The sequence below is a fragment of the Janthinobacterium aquaticum genome, from assembly GCF_009208565.1.
In the GTDB taxonomy this organism is placed as follows: Bacteria; Pseudomonadota; Gammaproteobacteria; order Burkholderiales; family Burkholderiaceae_D; genus Janthinobacterium.
The window spans coordinates 175,033-191,837 of record NZ_WFLK01000014.1; the positions used below are offsets into that span (position 1 = coordinate 175,033).

At 61.8% G+C, this 16,805-nt stretch carries 12 protein-coding genes; 10 read left to right on the plus strand and 2 right to left on the minus strand.

The features are described 5' to 3' along the window. Positions 1–99: 99 nt before the first annotated feature. Together GCM43_RS20715 and metF are read left to right on the plus strand one after the other, a co-directional pair. Positions 100–456, plus strand: a complete 357-nt coding sequence (locus GCM43_RS20715; RefSeq protein ID WP_152247781.1) for a phage holin family protein — start codon at positions 100–102, stop codon at positions 454–456. After that, positions 443–1,273 carry a methylenetetrahydrofolate reductase [NAD(P)H] gene (metF, locus tag GCM43_RS20720; protein WP_152247782.1) on the plus strand — a complete coding sequence of 277 codons (831 nt, stop codon included), beginning with the start codon at positions 443–445 and terminating at the stop codon, positions 1,271–1,273. Before GCM43_RS20715 ends, metF begins: the two co-directional genes overlap by 14 nt. A 13-nt stretch (positions 1,274–1,286) precedes the next feature. Here the strand turns inward: metF and GCM43_RS20725 are convergent, their stop codons facing one another. After that, a complete protein-coding gene (locus GCM43_RS20725) occupies positions 1,287–1,847 on the minus strand; it encodes a 5-formyltetrahydrofolate cyclo-ligase (RefSeq protein ID WP_319636967.1) in 561 nt (186 codons plus the stop codon). Positions 1,848–1,917: 70 nt separating this feature from the next. Between GCM43_RS20725 and GCM43_RS20730 the strand changes: the two genes are divergently transcribed. The 4 genes from GCM43_RS20730 (at position 1,918) to GCM43_RS20745 (ending at position 6,523) form a co-directional block, all read left to right on the plus strand. Further along, the gene (locus GCM43_RS20730) at positions 1,918–3,897 is read left to right on the plus strand and encodes a lytic transglycosylase domain-containing protein (protein WP_152247783.1); all 1,980 of its coding nucleotides are present in this window, start codon (positions 1,918–1,920) and stop codon (positions 3,895–3,897) included. Positions 3,898–3,915: 18 nt separating this feature from the next. After that, positions 3,916–4,632, plus strand: a complete 717-nt coding sequence (locus tag GCM43_RS20735) for a glutathione S-transferase family protein (protein WP_152247784.1) — start codon at positions 3,916–3,918, stop codon at positions 4,630–4,632. A gap of 12 nt (positions 4,633–4,644) precedes the next feature. Then, positions 4,645–5,736: a multifunctional CCA tRNA nucleotidyl transferase/2'3'-cyclic phosphodiesterase/2'nucleotidase/phosphatase gene (locus GCM43_RS20740; RefSeq protein WP_152247785.1), complete on the plus strand. Its 1,092-nt coding sequence runs from the start codon at positions 4,645–4,647 to the stop codon at positions 5,734–5,736. A 70-nt stretch (positions 5,737–5,806) separates the two neighbouring features. Continuing rightward, positions 5,807–6,523, plus strand: a complete 717-nt coding sequence (locus GCM43_RS20745) for a GNAT family N-acetyltransferase (RefSeq protein ID WP_413770973.1) — start codon at positions 5,807–5,809, stop codon at positions 6,521–6,523. On the opposite strand, the gene GCM43_RS20750 is transcribed toward GCM43_RS20745, so the two are convergent. Then, a complete protein-coding gene (locus tag GCM43_RS20750) occupies positions 6,509–7,039 on the minus strand; it encodes an Lrp/AsnC family transcriptional regulator (RefSeq protein WP_152247786.1) in 531 nt (176 codons plus the stop codon). The two genes, GCM43_RS20745 and GCM43_RS20750, sit on opposite strands and share 15 nt — an antisense overlap. A gap of 125 nt (positions 7,040–7,164) precedes the next feature. Between GCM43_RS20750 and hppD the strand changes: the two genes are divergently transcribed. From hppD to GCM43_RS20770, 4 genes are all read left to right on the plus strand, one after another. Then, positions 7,165–8,283 carry a 4-hydroxyphenylpyruvate dioxygenase gene (gene hppD / locus GCM43_RS20755; RefSeq protein ID WP_152247787.1) on the plus strand — a complete coding sequence of 373 codons (1,119 nt, stop codon included), beginning with the start codon at positions 7,165–7,167 and terminating at the stop codon, positions 8,281–8,283. Between the two features lie 345 nt (positions 8,284–8,628). Then, positions 8,629–12,219: an indolepyruvate ferredoxin oxidoreductase family protein gene (locus GCM43_RS20760; protein WP_152247788.1), complete on the plus strand. Its 3,591-nt coding sequence runs from the start codon at positions 8,629–8,631 to the stop codon at positions 12,217–12,219. Positions 12,220–12,354: 135 nt separating this feature from the next. Continuing rightward, positions 12,355–13,863, plus strand: coding sequence for a S41 family peptidase (locus GCM43_RS20765; RefSeq protein WP_152247789.1), 1,509 nt, complete (start codon positions 12,355–12,357; stop codon positions 13,861–13,863). A 106-nt stretch (positions 13,864–13,969) separates the two neighbouring features. Then, entirely contained in the window at positions 13,970–16,690 is a 2,721-nt protein-coding gene (locus tag GCM43_RS20770) for a TonB-dependent receptor plug domain-containing protein (RefSeq protein ID WP_152247790.1), read from the plus strand. Positions 16,691–16,805 lie beyond the last annotated feature (115 nt).

Consider the following 16,805-nt stretch of genomic DNA (forward strand, 5'->3'; position numbering starts at 1 on the left):
GCCGCGCGCCTGCTCGCTACGGCTCGCGAAGCAACGATACTTCGCAGACCCCTTGAAGCCGGCTGCGGCCGGCTTGTCCTTTTTTGACAGGCTAGAGAAATGCGCTTGCTACTGATTTGGTTTATCAATGCGGCAGCCTTGTTTGCCGTGCCTTATTTGATGCATTCGGTCACCATGAGCAGCGGCTGGACGGCGCTGCTGGCGGCGGCCTTGCTGGGGCTGGTCAATGCCTTGATCCGTCCCTTGCTGGTATTGCTGACATTGCCAGTGACGTTTTTGTCGCTCGGTTTGTTTATTCTGGTGATCAACGGCTTTCTGTTCTGGCTGGTTGCGCAGATCATTCCAGGCTTCCATGTGGCCAGCTTCTGGTCGGCCGTGGGTGGCGCCATTCTGTACAGCATCATTTCCTGGGCCTTGTCGACTTTACTGTTGAGTAAAAACGATGGCAACCCATAACTTCAGTATCGAATTTTTCCCGCCAAAAACCCCGGAAGGGGCAGAAAAGCTGCGAGTGACGCGCGCCAAGCTGTCCGAGTTGCAGCCGAAGTATTTTTCGGTCACCTTTGGCGCCGGCGGCACCACCCAGCAAGGCACGCTCGACACCGTGCGCGAGATCCTGGCGGCCGGCGAAGAGGCCGCGCCCCATTTGTCTTGCGTTGGTGGTTCGCGCGAGTCGATCCGCGCGGTGCTCGGTGAATTCAAGGCCGCTGGCGTCAATCGCATCGTGGCCCTGCGCGGCGACTTGCCTAGCGGCTATGGCGCCTCGGGTGAGTTCCGTTATGCCAATGAGCTGGTGGAGTTTATCCGCGCAGAAACAGGCGACCATTTCCATATCGAAGTGGCGGCCTATCCGGAAGTGCATCCGCAGGCGCGTTCACCGCAGGACGATTTGCAGGCATTTGCCCGCAAGGTCCAGGCTGGCGCCGACGCGGCCATTACCCAGTACTTCTACAATGCCGACGCGTATTTCCAGTTTGTCGAGCAGACCCAGAAGCTGGGCATCAACGTGCCGATCGTGGCCGGCATCATGCCGATCACCAACTACACGCAGCTGATGCGCTTTTCCGATATGTGCGGAGCGGAAATTCCACGCTGGGTGCGTCTGAAGCTGGCCAGCTTTGGCGACGACACCGCTTCGATCAAGGCTTTCGGCCTCGATGTGGTGACGTCGCTGTGCGAACGCCTGCTCGAAGGCGGCGCGCCCGGCCTGCATTTCTACAGCATGAACCAGGCCGCACCAACGACTGCCTTGTGGCAGCGCCTGGTCAGGTAAGTTCCTGACTTTGTCAGGCCAGATCGCCCTCGGTTACCATGTGATCGAGGGCGATGTCGTATGGGCCGCAGGCAAAGTCGACGGCCAGGCAGTCGTAGGCCACGCCGACGGTGCGCGGGCGCGGCAACTGCGCCAGCGTGCGGTCGTAATAGCCGCCGCCATAGCCGAGGCGGTAGCGCTGCCGGTTGAAGCCCAGGCAGGGTAGCAGCAGGTGGCCAGGGGCTGGCTGCAGGCGCAATTGTTCCGGTACCGCTACGCCCATCTTGTCCTTGATCATGGCTTCGCCTGGCGTCCAGGCGGTAAAGCCCAGCGGCGCCTGTTTCTCCAGCACCACCGGCAGCAGCAAGGCCACGCCGCGCCCCGCCAGCTGTGCATAGGCGTCGTGCAGATCCGGTTCGCCATGCAGCGGCCAGTAGACACCCAAAGTTGTCACCTGATGCTGCTCGCACCAGGCCAGCAGGCGTTCGGCAATTGCGCCGTCCCATTGCGCGCGTACGGACTCGGGCAAGGTGCGCCGGCGCGCCAGCAGTGCTTTGCGCAGGCTGGTCTTTTCCTCCAGGGCAATGGGTGGCAATGTAGCCGTAACGCATGTTATTCTAGGGTCGCTATTCATATCACCAGCACGTTAAATTGAGAGTCGTACATTGATTTCCCCACTGAAATGGATTGCCGGCACGGTGCTGTGTGTTGCATCGGCCCTGAACCCCCTCGTTGTCCTGGCCCAGAGCGCTGTTTCTGCAGCGCCAGTCTTGCCGGACAGTCGTAGCGAAGACGATGCCTTTCTGCTGCTGCGCGACGCCGTACGCAAGGATGATATCGAAAAAGTCGATTTCTATGCGAGCCGCCTCGTCAATTACCAGATTCCGTCCTACGTCGACTATTATCGGCTCAAGCCACGCATAAGGCAGCTGACCGAGGCCCAGTTCCGCGATTACCTGGCGCGCTACCAGGGCAGTGCGATTGCCGACCGCTTCCGCAATGACTGGCTGCTGGAGCTGGGCCGCAAGCGCGACTGGGTCGTGTTCGATGAACAATATCCGCAGTTTGCGCTCGACGACGACACCCAGCTCAAATGCTATGCGCTGATGTCGAAGCTCGCCAAGGGCCAGAACGTGGCCGACGATGCGCGCAAGCTGCTGCTCTCGCCGCCGGGCTATGGCGAAGCGTGCGGCAGCCTGATTGCGGCGCTGGCGCAAAGCGGCCAGTTCGACAGCAACGACCTGTGGGCGCAGATCCGCCTGGCCGGCCAGAGCAACGCCACCGGTCCGGCGCGCCGCATCGCCACCTTGCTGGGCGCTTCCGACGCCAAAATGGCGCAGGCCATCGACCTGCCGGCGCTGGTGCTGGCCAAAGGCCCTGGCATCGGGCGTCCCGACCATGAAATGTACCTGGTGGCCGTGGGCCGCATGGCGCGCAGCACGCTGAAACTGGGCGTGGTGGCGCTGCAAAAAGCCAGTGGCAAGCTGACGGCGCCGGAAATGGCGATCGGCTGGGGCAACGTGGCGCTGCAGGCGTCCTACAACCTGGCGCCGGAAGCGTATGAATACTGGCAGAAATCGGCTGGCGCCCCGCTGACGCAGGAGCAACTGCAGTGGAAGGCGCGCATCGCACTGCGCGAGGGCGACTGGGCGCTGGTCAGGTCCACCATCGAGTCCATGCCCGCCGCCCTGCGCCAGGATCCGACCTGGGTCTACTGGCTGGCGCGTTCGCTGCAGGCGCAAGCGCCGGGCCAGCCCAATGCCAAGGCCACCGCCTTGTACCGCAGCATCAGCGATCAATCGAACTTTTATGGTCTGCTGGCCAACGAGGAACTGGGCAACCACCTGGTGCTGCCGCCACCGGGCGCACCGATCACGCCGGCGGAAATCGCCGCCATGGCCGCCAACCCTGGCCTTGCGCGCGCGCTGAAATTCTTCAATATGCGTTTGCGTTTTGAAGGCACGCGCGAATGGAACTGGGAGCTGCGCTCGATGACCGAGCGCCAGCATCTGGCTGCCGCTGAATTTGCACGCCAGAACAATGTGCTCGACCGCATGGTCAATACCTCGGACCGCACGCGCCTGGAAGTGGACTACACGCAGCGCTACCCGACCCCGCATGACGATGTGATGCATCCGGCCACGCAGACGCTGGGCCTGGACAAGGCCTGGGTCTATGGCCTGATCCGCCAGGAGTCGCGCTTTATCATGGACGCGCAGTCGCATGTGGGCGCCTCGGGCCTGATGCAGGTGATGCCGTCCACAGCCCGTTATGTGGCCAAGAAAATCGGCCTGACCGACTTCGTGGTGGAAACGCTGAGCGATGTGCGCACCAACGTGATGTTGGGCACCAATTACCTGAACATGGTGATTGGCGGCCTGGACGGCTCGCAGGTGCTGGCCACCGCCGCCTACAACGCCGGCCCGGGCCGCCTGCGCATCTGGCGCGCCACCATGACGCGGCCGCTGGAAGGGGCGGTATTTGCCGAAACCGTCCCCTATACGGAAACGCGCAACTATGTGAAAAACGTGATGGCCAACGCCACCTACTATGCTGCGCTGGCGGAAAAAAGCCCGCAGTCGCTGAAAGCCCGGCTGGGTACGGTGGGACCGAAAAATTCCGCCATCGCCGCCGATCTGCCATAGACTCCTGGAAAGCCGACCATGCAAACCACTATTCTTGATCCCAACCTGACGCAGGCGCTGGCTGCCGCGCGCGAGCCGGGGCTGACGCTGATTATCGGCAATAAAAACTATTCGTCCTGGTCGATGCGCCCGTGGGTGGCGCTGCGCGCCTTCGGCATCCCGTTCCAGGAAGTGCGCGTGTTGCTCGACCAGCGCGACACAGCGGCCAATATCGCCGAATATTCGGCCTGCGGCCGCGTGCCGGTGCTGCTGGCCGGCGAGATCACCATCTGGGACAGCCTGGCCATCTGCGAATACCTGGCCGAGCAGTTCCCCGACTTGCATCTGTGGCCGCAGGACGTGGCCGCGCGCGCCATGGCGCGCTGCATCTGCGCCGAGATGCACTCGGGCTTTGCGGGCCTGCGCAACGATATGTCAATGCATATCAAGGCGCGCCTGCCCGGCCGTGGCCGCACGCCGGCCGCGCAGGCCGATATCGGGCGTATCAGCGAAATCTGGGAAGAGTGTTTGTCGCGCTTCGGCCACCACCAGTTTTTGTTTGGCGATTTTTCGATTGCAGACGCGTATTTTGCGCCGGTGGTGATGCGCTTCAAAACCTATGGCGTGGCGCTGGCGCCGGCCCTGAACGCTTATTGCGAACGCGTCTGCGCCCATCCTGCGGTGGCGCAGTGGATCGCCGAAGCGCTGGCCGAGACGGAAACGGCGCCGAAACACGACGCCGAGATGCCCGATTAAGAAAGTACTGCCATGAAGATATACACAGTCGGTGGCGCCGTGCGCGACCAACTGCTGGGGCTGCCCGTCAAGGACCACGATCATGTGGTGGTGGGCGCCACCCCCGAGGATATGCTGAAACAAGGCTTCCGGCCGGTCGGCAAGGATTTCCCGGTGTTCCTGCATCCGAAAACCCAGGAAGAATATGCGCTGGCGCGCACCGAGCGCAAGACCGCGCCCGGTTATCGCGGTTTTGTGTTCCATACGGCGCCTGATGTCACGCTGGAAGAAGACCTGGTGCGGCGCGACCTGACCATCAACGCCATCGCCCGCGCCGAAGACGGCACGCTGACCGACCCGTTCGGCGGCGTGGCCGATATTGAAAACAAAGTGTTTCGCCATGTGTCCGAAGCGTTTGGCGAAGACCCGGTGCGCATCTTGCGCCTGGCGCGCTTTGCGGCGCGCTTTGGCGCGTTTGTGATTGCCCCGGAAACGCTGGCGCTGATGCGCACCATGACAGCGGCTGGCGAAGTCGATGCGCTGGTGGCCGAACGCGTCTGGCAGGAGTTGGCCAAGGGCCTGATGGAAGCGCAGCCGTCGCGCATGCTGGTGGTGTTGCAGCAGTGTGGTGCGCTGGCCCGGTTGCTGCCGGAATTGCCGTTCGACCCTGCGCTGCTGTCGTTGCTCGACCGCGCTGCAACGCAGCAGCTGGCGCTGCCCGAGCGGTTTGCCGTCTTGATGCTGCAGGTTGGGCTGGCCCAGATCGAACAACTGAGCTTGCGCCTGCGCGTGCCCAACGAGTGCCGCGAACTGGCCGTGATGGCGGCGCGCGAGCAGGGCCAGTTTGCTGCCGCTTTGAGCCTGTCGGCCGAACAGCTGGTCAGCCTGTGCGAGCGTTGCGATGGCCTGCGCAAGCCCGAGCGTTTCGGACAGATGCTGGCCGTATTGGCCTGCGCGCGCCAGGATGCTGCCGCGGCAAACCGCCTGCGCGCCGCGCTGGCAGCCGTGCGCAGCGTGGACGCCGGCGCGCTGGCGCAGGGCTGTGCCGGCAATCCGAAAAGTATCCCGGGCGTGATCCATGCGGCGCGGGTGGTGGCGGTCGAGGCCGGGCTGGGCGGGCAGTAATACGCTACAATAGCCGATGCTGCACTGCACAATCATGGTTTTTGCGGCAACACTGTAGACTGGAGTTGACGTGGCCATCCCCAAATTATTTCAAGATGCTTTCCGCCGCTGGCTGGGCCGCAGCGGTCGCGCTGGCGCCGATGCGCGCCCGACCGTACTGGTCAAACAGCTGCACGAACGTGACCGGCGCCGCATGCTCAGGCATTTCCTGGCGCTGGAAAAAAGTGACCGCCTGCTGCGCTTTGGCAGTGCTTTGCCTGACGAACTGGTCACGCAATACGTGCAGAAGATGGATTTTTCGCGCGACATGATCCTGGGCGTCTACAGCAGCGGCTTCAAGCTGGTCGGCGTGGGCCACTTGGCCTTTGCGCCAAAGGAAAAGACGCCGGTCAAAAGCGCGGTGACCGACAAGGAACAGGTGGCCGAGTTTGGTGTGTCGGTGGCCAGGTCGGCGCGCGGCATGGGGGTGGGCTCGAAACTGTTCGAGCGCGCAGCGATGCACTGCCGCAACAACGATGTCGATACCCTGTATATGCATTGCCTGTCGTCCAACAAGACCATGATGCATATCGCCAAAAAAGCCGGCATGGAAATCCAGCGCGAATATGGCGAGGCCGACGCCTATCTCAAGCTGCTGCCGCCGAACCCGGGCAGCATGCTGCAAGAAGCGGTGCAGGAACAGTTTGCCATGTTCGACTACACGCTGAAAGCCAACGCGCGCGCCGCCAGCAAGCTGCTGCAGCGCTTGCCTGGGCGCAAGAAAGCCGCGCCGTCAGAGCAGGGGTAGCGCGGTGGTATCCTTGATGCGCTGCAGCGCAAAACTCGATTTGACGTCCAGCACGGCCGGGTGACGCAGCAGGGTAGCCATCATGAAGCGTGAAAAATGCTCCATGTCTTCCACATGCACGCGCAGCAGATAATCCATTTCCCCGGTCATCGCATAGCAGGCCACCACTTCGGGCCACTGTGACACGGCCACCGCAAAGTCGGCGCGTGGCGAGGTGGTGGTGACCAGGTTGGGCGCCAGCACGCGCGCCGTGCTGTGCGCGTTGGCCGACGCGTCGCTGTGCTTTTCCAGCCGCACATTGACATACGCCAACAGTCCCAGGCCGATCTTTTCCGGGTCCAGCAAGGCCACATACTGGCGGATCACGCCGGCTTCTTCCAGCCGCTTGACACGGCGCAGGCACGGTGACGGCGACAGGCTGACCTGCTCGGCCACGTCCTGGTTCGACAGGCGGCCGTCGGCTTGCAATACCGACAGAATCTTGCGGTCTGTTTTATCCAGCGTAATTTTGCTCATGCTTGGCTCCAGTAGTCCTTGTTTCACGCAATATTATTGCGCAAATCCCGAATGTTCGTCCGATCTTTGGCATTTAATGCCGGACGGCCCCGCCTATACTGTGCCTACTTCTAGGAGGAGACAACATGCAATTTCAACCTTGGGATAACCCGATGGGTACCGATGGTTTCGAGTTCGTCGAGTATGCAGCACCAGACCCGAAAGCATTGGGCAAGCTGTTCGAGAACATGGGCTTTACCGCCATCGCGCGCCACCGCCACAAGGACGTCACCCTGTACCGCCAGGGCGATATCAATTTCATTATCAACGCCGAACAGGATTCGTTCGCGCAGCGCTTTGCGCGCCACCACGGCCCGTCGGTCTGCGCCATTGCGATCCGGGTTGACGACGCCGCCTTCGTGTATCGCCGCGCGCTCGAGCTGGGCGCCTGGGGCTTCGACAACAAGACCGGCCCGATGGAGCTCAATATCCCTGCCATCAAGGGCGTGGGCGACTCGCTGCTGTACTTTGTAGACCGCTGGCGCGGCAAGGCCGCCGACAAGGCAGGCGCACCGGCGCCGGGTGGCATCGGCGATATCAGCATCTACGACGTCGACTTCGTGGCCATTCCGGGCGCAGTGGCCAATCCGGTCGGCCACGGCCTGACCTATATCGACCACCTGACGCACAATGTGCACCGTGGCCGCATGAAGGAATGGGCCGGCTTCTACGAGAACCTGTTCAACTTCCGCGAAGTGCGCTATTTCGATATCGAAGGCAAGCACACGGGTCTCAAGTCGAAAGCCATGACCTCGCCGTGCGGCAAGATACGCATCCCGATCAATGAATCCTCGGACGACAAGTCGCAGATCGCCGAATACCTCGACCAGTACCACGGCGAAGGCATCCAGCATATTGCGCTGGGCACCGACAATATCTATGGCTCCGTGCAGGGCATGCGCGATACCGGCATCGACTTCCAGGACACCATCGAGACCTATTACGAACTGGTCAACCGCCGCCTGCCCAATCACGGCGAGCAGCTCGACGAGCTGCGCCGACTGCGCATCCTGATCGACGGCCACAGCACCGAGACCGAGCGCGAACTGTTGCTGCAGATATTCACGCAGACCGTGATCGGCCCGATCTTTTTCGAGATTATCCAGCGCAAGGGCGACCAGGGTTTCGGCGAAGGCAACTTCCGCGCGCTGTTCGAGTCGATCGAGCTCGATCAGATCAAGCGCGGGGTGTTGCAGGGGGTGTAGACTGTGGTGGGGTTTGTCGGGTTACGCTGTTCCGGGTGACCTGGCCCGCGCTGATGATGTGGGATTTGTCGGCTTACGCCCTGCGGGCTAAGCCGACCTACGTGTCACGCGCCATGGACGTAGGTCGGATTAGCGCAGCGTAATCCGACATTGCCTGATCTGACACTGCAGCACAAAAAATGAGCAACCCGGAAGTGCAGTGCAGCAAAGAACTGCGCGCACGCCTGTGGTAGTCTAAGATAAAAAAAACATATATTCCGCACCGGCCCGCTTACAAGGCGCGACCGGTCCGTGTGGGTTAAACCGACTTTGCACGCGTAGCACCGAGAATAATGGAGACAAGTAATGAACGCACCAATCAAGGGCTCGAGTCTTGAGCCGGGCCCGCACGCGGGCGAAATTTCCCTCGACGACAAATACACGCTTGAGCGCGGCCGCGCCTTCATGACCGGCACCCAGGCTTTAATCCGCCTGCCGATGATGCAGCGCGAGCGCGACCTGAAAGCGGGCTTGAACACGGCCGGCTATATCACCGGCTACCGCGGTTCGCCCGTCACCAGCGTCGACATGACGGCGGTGAAAGCCAAAAAATACCTGGACGCCCATCACGTCAAGTTCCACCCGGGCCTGAACGAGGACCTGGCCGCCACGGCCGTCTGGGGCACGCAGCAGACCAATCTGTTCGAGGACGCCAAATACGACGGCGTATTCGGCATGTGGTACGGCAAAGGCCCCGGCGTGGACCGCTGCGGCGATGTGTTCAAGCATGCCAACAACGCCGGCTCGGCCAAACACGGCGGCGTGCTGGTGCTGGCCGGTGACGACCATGCCGCCAAGTCCTCGTCCACCGCGCACCAGTCCGACCATATCCTCAACGCCTGCGGCATACCGGTACTCTATCCATCGTCGGTGCAGGAATATATCGACTACGGCCTGCACGCGTGGGCCATGAGCCGCTATACGGGGCTATGGGTGTCGATGAAATGCGTGACCGATATTATCGAGTCGGGCGCCGTGGTTGATTTCGACCCGGACCGCGTGCAGATCGCGCTGCCGCTTGACTTCGAAATGCCGGCCGGTGGCCTCAATATCCGCTGGCCCGACACCGTGCTGGAGCAGGAAGTGCGGATGAACAGCTACAAGTGGTACGCCGCGCTGGCCTATGCGCGTGCCAACAAGCTCAACAAGATTATCTGGGACAGCCCGAAAGCGCGCATCGGCATCATCACCGCCGGCAAGTCCTATCTCGACACGCGCCAGGCACTGGCTGACCTGGGCATCGACGAGCAGGTGGCGGCCGATATCGGCATCCGTCTCTACAAGATCGGCATGACCTGGCCGCTGGAAGCCGATGGCGTGCACGAATTTGCCAAAGGCCTCGATGAAATCCTGGTGGTCGAGGAAAAGCGCCAGATCCTCGAATATGCGCTGAAAGAAGAGCTGTACAACCTGAAAGATGGCGAGCGGCCACGCGTGGTCGGCAAGTTCGACGACACGGGCGAGTGGAGCAATCAGAAGGGCACCGGTCACGGCGACTGGCTGCTGCCGGCCACCTACGAGCTCAATCCGGCCATGATCGCGCGCGCGATTGCCAGCCGCATTTCGCGCTACTATGCCGGCCATCCGGTCGAGCAGCGCGTCAAGCAGCGCATCGCCTACCTGGAAGCAAAAGAAAACGTGTTGAAAGCGATCAGCGTGAAACCTGATCCGCAAAAGGACCGCACGCCGTTTTTCTGCTCGGGCTGCCCGCACAACAGCTCGACCAAGGTGCCGGAAGGCTCGCGCGCGCTGGCCGGTATCGGCTGCCACTATATGGTGCTGTGGATGGACCGCGAAACGTCGACCTTCACCCATATGGGCGCCGAAGGCGTGACCTGGGTTGGCCAGGCGCCGTTCACCAATGAAAAGCACGTGTTTACCAATCTTGGCGACGGTACCTATTTCCATTCGGGCATCCTGGCGATCCGCGCGGCGGTCTCGGCCAAGGTGAATATTACCTACAAGATTCTGTTCAACGATGCGGTGGCCATGACCGGTGGCCAGGAATTCGACGGCCCGCTGTCGCCGGCACTGATTTCGCGCCAGATCGCCGCCGAAGGCGTGAGCCCGATTATCGTGGTGACGGACGAGCCGGAAAAATACCCGTCCGACTACGCCTGGGCCGACGGCGTGACCGTGCGCCACCGCTCCGAGCTGATGGACGTGCAGCGCGAACTGCGCGATATGCCAGGCGTGTCGGCCATGATCTACGACCAGACCTGTGCTTCGGAAAAACGCCGCCGCCGCAAACGCAATGAATACCCGGACCCGGCCAAGCGCGCTGTCATCAACGAGGCGGTCTGCGAAGGCTGCGGCGACTGTTCGGTGCAGTCGAACTGCCTGTCGGTCGAGCCGCTGGAAACGGAGCTGGGGCGCAAGCGCCAGATCAACCAGTCCTCGTGCAACAAGGATTTTTCGTGCACCACCGGGTTTTGCCCGAGCTTTGTGACGGTGGAAGGCGGCGGGCTGAAAAAGCCGAAGAAAGCCGCCAGTACCGAGCAAAGTGCCGAGGCGCCGGCACTGCCGACACCACAACTGCCATCGACGGCCGAGCCGTTCGGCATTCTGGTGACCGGTATCGGCGGCACCGGCGTGGTGACGGTGGGGCAGATCCTGGCCATGGCCGCCCACGTCGAAGGCAAGGGATGTTCGGTGCTCGACATGAGCGGCCTGGCGCAAAAGGGCGGTCCGGTGATGTCGCACGTGCGCCTGGCCGATAGCCAGGACGATATCCACTCGACCCGTGTCGGCACCGGCGCGGCCGATCTGGTGATCGGCTGTGACCTGATCGTCACTGCCAGCCGCGATGCGCTGTCGCGCATGGGCGAGGGTCGCAGCTGGGCCATGATCAATTCGACCAGCTCGTCCACCGCCGCCTTTGTGAAAAACCCGGACTGGCAGTTCCCCGGTGTTGGTGCGCGCCTGGAAATTGAAAAAGCCTGCGGTGCCGACCATGTGGACTTTATCGATGCCGGCCAGATCGCCACCGCGCTGATGGGCGATTCGATTGCCACCAATATGTTTATGCTCGGTTACGCCTGGCAAAAGGGCAAGGTGCCGCTGTCGGAGGCGGCCATCATGAAGGCGATCGAACTCAACAACGTCTCGGTCGGCTTCAACAAGGCCGCCTTCAACTGGGGCCGCGCCGGCGCGCATGATACGGCCAGCCTGGTGCGCATGACCACGCCAGCAAAGGTGGTCGAATTCAAGCGCATAGAGACGCTGGACGACCTGATCGAGAAACGCGTGGCGCTGCTGACGGCCTACCAGGATCGCGCCTATGCGCAGCAGTACCTGGACTTTGTCGGCCAGGTCCGCTCGGCCGAAAGCGCACTGGGCACGCCGCATCTGCGCCTGACCGAAGCAGTGGCGCGCTACTTCTACAAGCTGATGGCCTACAAGGACGAGTACGAAGTGGCGCGGCTGTACACCGACGGCGCTTTCCAGGCCAAGATCGCCGCCATGTTCGAGGGCGAAACCACGCTTAAATTCCACCTGGCGCCGCCGATCTTTGCCAAGACCGATGCGCAGGGCCATCTGATCAAGAAGGAATATGGTCCGTGGATGATGAAGGCCTTCGGCCTGCTGGCCAAATTCAAAGGCCTGCGCGGTGGTCCGTTTGACGTGTTTGGCCGCACCGCCGAGCGCAAGATGGAGCGCGCCCTGATCGCCGAATACCGCGACACGGTGGGCGGCTTGCTGCCACGCTTGACGGCGGCCAAACTGGCGCAGGCGGTGGCCATTGCCAGCATCCCGGAAGATATCCGCGGCTATGGCCATGTGAAAGAGCGTCACCTGCAGGCGGCAAAAGAGAAGGAAGCGAGCCTGCTGCGCGCCTTCAATGCGCCACCGGCGGCGGCAGCGCGGCCAGCGGTCGAGATGGTCACGATGGCTTGATCGTCGCCGGCCGTGCTGGTACGAATGGCGCCTGCGGGCGCCATTTTTTACCGGTATCATTTTTACTATAGAAATAAGCAATTGTTTTCTTAAAAAGCACTATAATTAAAATAGTTTCTTTAAGGAAAATATTTCATGAAATCGATGCGTTTGTTTGCCCTGGCAGCGCCAGTTCTTGTCGTGTTGAGTGCCTGTGGCGGCGGAGGGGGCGACAGCACTCCTGCTGTCAGCAATGGTGGCAGCACGCCACCGACCACCACCACGCCCACCACGCCTACCATCGTGGCGTCCGCCACGGTGCAGAACCGGTGCGAAAAGCCGCGCAGCGGCAACGCCACTGATCAGCAGGGCACCTTGCTCAACGAGCAGACCTGGGTGCGCAGCTGGATCGATGAAACCTACCTGTGGTACCAGGAAGTACCGACCAATTTGCTGCCGCAAAACTACAGCACGCCGGTCGCTTATTTCAATGTATTGAAAACCAGCGCCACCACCGCCTCGGGCAAGCCCAAGGACCAGTTTCACTTTACCTACGCCACCGCCGAGTGGGAAGCGTCGCTCAAGGGCGTTGAATTCGGTTACGGCTTCCTGTTGGGCATCGAGCGCAATACGCCGCCACGGCGCGCCGTGATCGCCATGATTGAACCGGGCTCGCCGGCCGCGCGTGCGGGGCTGCAACGCGGCGACGTGCTGCAAAGCGTCGATGGCGTGGACTTTGTCAGCGCCAGCGGCCAGGCCAATGTCGATACCCTGAACGCCGGCCTGTCGCCCAGTACGATTGGTACCCACAACCTGGTTTTCAGCCGCAACGGCAGCACCGTCAGCACCAGCCTGACGGCAGCCAACGTTGATACTACTGCCGTGCAAAACCAGCGTATTATCGATACGCCTACCGGCAAGGTCGGCTACCTGACCTTCAATACCCACAACAACGTGGCCGAGCGCCAGTTGATCACCGCCATACAGCAGTTCCAGGCGGCCGGCATCACCGACCTGGTGCTCGACGTGCGCTATAACGGCGGCGGTCTGCTCGATATCGCCAACGAACTGGCCTACATGATTGCCGGGCCGCAGGCCACCAGCGGCAAGACGTTCGAGCAGCTCGTCTTCAATGACAAGACCCGGGCCGAAGCGCCGATGCTGTTCCGTAGCCGCAGCGTGGGCTTTGCCGCACCACAGCCGGTCACGGCCAACCAGGCCTTGCCGTACTTGGGCCTCAAACGCGTGACCTTGCTGACCACTGGCAGCACCTGCTCGGCCAGCGAGTCGATTATCAACAGCCTGCGCGGCGTCGATGTCGAGGTCAACCTGATCGGTGGCACCACCTGTGGCAAGCCGTATGGCTTTTATCCGCAGCCCAATTGCGGCACTACCTACTTTGCCGTGCAGTTCAAGGGCGTCAATGCCAAGGGGTTCGGAGATTTTGCCGACGGCATGTCGCCTACCTGCAGCGTCGCGGACGACTACGCGCACGCACTGGGCGACAGCAATGAAGCGATGCTGGCCGCGGCGCTGCGCTACCGCACCACCGGCAGCTGTGCACCGGCGACCGGCATGAGCCGTCTGCTGGCGACCATGGAAAGTTCGGAAAGCGTGGCGATGCGCCTGTTGCGGCCGCAATACAAGGAGATTGCCGTACGCTGATCTTTGCTTATAACAATATTCGTATAAGGAAAGAAGAAAGCATTCGTTCTGTAACGGAGTGTAACTTGATATTGTGCGGGGTTTCTTACCTCTAAGAATTTTAGCAATGCACAAACAGTTCAAGTTACACCCGCTCACTTTCGCCGTACTGGCCATGCTGGGCGGCGCCGCAACGCAGGCGCAGGCACAAACGCCGGCGCCTGCAGCGGACAGCACTGCCGCAGCTACCCCGCAGGCAGTCGTCGTCACCGGCTCGCGCATTCCGCGCGCCAGCCTGGAAGGCCCGTCGTCGGTGACCATCCTGACCGGTGATGAAATCACCAAGCAAGGCTACAAGAACGTCTTCGATGCACTGAACAACCAAGTGCAGAACAGCGGCTTTACGCAGGGCGAGGACTACGGCAACACCTTCACGCCGTCGGCCAACACCATCAGCCTGCGCGGCCTGGGCCCGAACCACACGCTGATCCTGCTGAACGGCCGCCGCCTGGCCGACTTCCCGATCGCCTATGACGGCGCGGTCAATTTCACCAACCTGGCCAACATCCCGTCAAGCATTGTCGACCGTATCGAGATCCTCAACGGCGGCGCCTCGGCCATCTACGGTTCGGACGCGATTGCCGGCGTGGTCAACGTGATCCTGAAAAAACAGGCCGAAGGCTTCGATATCAACGTCAAGGCCGGCGGCACCTCGCGCGGCGGCGCCGGCAGCCAGCGCGTGCAGCTGACCGGCGGCGGCAATTTCGACAAGCTCCACACCCTGTTCAGCGTCGAGCTGAGCCAGCGCGACCCTTTGTCGAGCATGGACCGCGACTTTATGTCGAGCCGTTCGGGCACGCCGACCATCGTTGCTTCGCGCCGCACCTTGCAGTCCGGTACGTCCGGCAGCTATGTCGACCTGGGCAACACCTGCAATGACTTCGGCGACATGTACGGTGGCAGCGTGATCAAGTACACGGCCAAAAACGGCAGCTATTGCGCCAGCCCGAAAACGCGCCCGACCTACTGGACCACGCAGACCAAGAACGAAAGCCAGAACGTGTTCGGCAGCGCCAACTATGAGCTCAATGCCGACACCACCCTGTTTGCCGACTTTCTGCTGGGCAAGAACAAGACCATCAACAACACGCGCGGCCCGTCATGGACCTCGGCTTCGCTCAATGGCGGCTCGTTCTTGAACCAGAACACCGGCGCCTACGAAGAGTGGACACGCTATATCTCGCCTGAAGAAATCGGCGGCGTGCAGCGCTACAACCGCAGCTGGGACGACCTGGCCACCGCCATCTCGCTGGGCGCCAAGGGCACCATTCCCGGCACCGCCTGGCAGTATGAAGCGAACTACAACGCCTCGATCTACAAGAGCGAAGGCCATGTGCCGCGCATGCGGGCCAATATCGACAGCTTTTTCCTGGGGCCGAAACTGGGCACCGACGCCAATGGCGTGGCCGTCTACGCACCTGACCCGGCACGCTTGTCGCGCGCGCTGACGCCAGCCGAATTCGACACCATTACCGATTACGCCACCAGCCACGACAAGGCCTGGACCAATACCCTGAGCCTGGCCACCAATGGCGACCTGTTCCAGATGCCGGCCGGCACCGCCAAGATTGCCACGATTGCCGAACTGGGCAAGCAGGGCTTCCGCAATGAACCCGATGCGCGCATCAACCAGGGCTATTTCAATCTGGCGCAGGGCTCCAGCCTGACCACCGGCACCCGCTCGCGCGCGGCGCTCGGTGCAGAGCTGAACCTGCCGCTGCATGAAAAACTGACCGGCACGCTGGCCGGCCGTTATGACCGCTACAGCTTTGCCGGCCGCAAGGAAGGCAAATTCACGTATAACGGTGGGCTTGAACTGCGTCCGGCACCCGACCTGCTGTTCCGCGCCAACTACGCTACCAGCTTCCGCGCACCGGACATGAACTATATCTACCAGGCGCGCGGCACCGGCTACTATTCGAGCACCACCGACTACTACCGCTGCGGCGCGACCGGCCAGCCGATCGAGACCTGCGAGTTCGCCAACAAGTCGCCTGGCGCCGACTATGTGCAGAACGGCAGCCGCGACCTGCAGTCGGAAAAAGGCAAGTCGTTTGGCGTGGGCGCCGTCTGGTCGCCAAGCGCCAACTTCGACGTCTCGGTCGACTACTGGAACATCAAGATCGATGACCTGGTGACCAACCTCAGCGACGACAAGCTGCTGCGCGATGAAGCCGATTGCCGCCTGGGCAAGACCGACATCAATTCGCCGACCTGCGTCGATACGCTCGGCCGCATCGAGCGCTATTCGGCCACGGCCCTGAACAAGGCCGGCGAGATCAAGACCATTACGGTCAACCCGATCAACGCGGCCAAGCAAAGCAGCAGCGGCATCGACATCAGCGCCAAGTACCTGCTGCGCACCAGCGACTACGGCCGCTTTGCCTTCAAGGCCAACTATGCCAAAGTGCTGAGCAAGAAATCGCAGCAGTTCGCCGGTGACGAGGAAATCGACGAAACCAAATCGATGACCAATATGGACTGGCCCGACAAGCTCAACCTGAGCGTCAACTGGAGTGCCGGCGACTGGTCCAACACGCTGCTGGTGAGCCGCTACGGCAAGGTGCCCAACAGCGCCGGCACCGCCTACCTGACGCCCACCGCGCTGGCCAACATCAGCACCGTGTACCGCATCAGCGATCGCGCCAGCCTGTCGGTGATCGTCAACAACGTGTTTGACAAGATCAAGCGCGACAGCAGCGGCGGCTGGCCGTACTACCCGATCGGCAATTACAGCCCGGTCGGCCGCCAGGGCTGGATCGAATTCAACTACCACTTTGGCAGTTGATTGAACCGAGCAGGTGAGTGAGGTAGCAAAAAGCCGGGACAGTATCGCTGTCCCGGCTTTTTTTGCGTCTGTTTGACCCTATAATCGTCCGCTTTCCTTCCCACTGCCGGAGCCT